This is a genomic window from Thalassospira sp. UBA1131, from assembly GCF_002311515.1.
Lineage (GTDB): Bacteria > Pseudomonadota > Alphaproteobacteria > Rhodospirillales > Thalassospiraceae > Thalassospira.
On the sequence record NZ_DCAO01000109.1, the window covers coordinates 65414 to 65931 of the forward strand.

Genomic DNA, 518 nt, shown 5'->3' on the forward strand with positions numbered 1-518 from the left:
CCGGCATGAACGATGGCGACTTCGCGTGCCTCACCCTCTATGGCGTCACCAAGGATGACGGCATTCAGCCCCATGTCACGTGCAACCGATGCTGCGGCCTCGAGGCTATCCTGCGGGCGGGCCAGCATGATGGTTTCATGGCCGTCAAAGCAGGGATCATCGGGTTTGATTGTCTCGTCCTTTGCACTTTGCAGAAGGTCCTTGGCAGCCTGCGGGATGTCGATCTGATAATGGCGGATGATATCAAGCGCATCCTGCCCGGTTGTGGGATCGGATACGGTCGGGCCAGACGCAATGATCGCCGGATCGTCGCCCGGCACATCAGATACAAGATAGGTCACCATGCGCGCCGGTGCCGAGGCCTTGGCCAGGCGGCCCCCCTTGATCGCGGAGAGGTGTTTGCGCACACAGTTCATTTCCGAAATCGTTGCGCCACTGCGCAAAAGCGCCTTGCTGATGGCCTGTTTGTCTTCAAGCGTCAAGCCCGGACCGGGCAGGGCAAGAAGGGCCGATCCACC

General features: G+C 60.4%; 1 protein-coding gene. It reads right to left on the reverse strand.

From position 1 onward, the window contains the following. Nucleotides 1–518 (reverse strand): glycerate kinase type-2 family protein (locus B3Z49_RS18110; protein ID WP_296993369.1); only part of this gene is annotated, 518 nt, incomplete at both ends.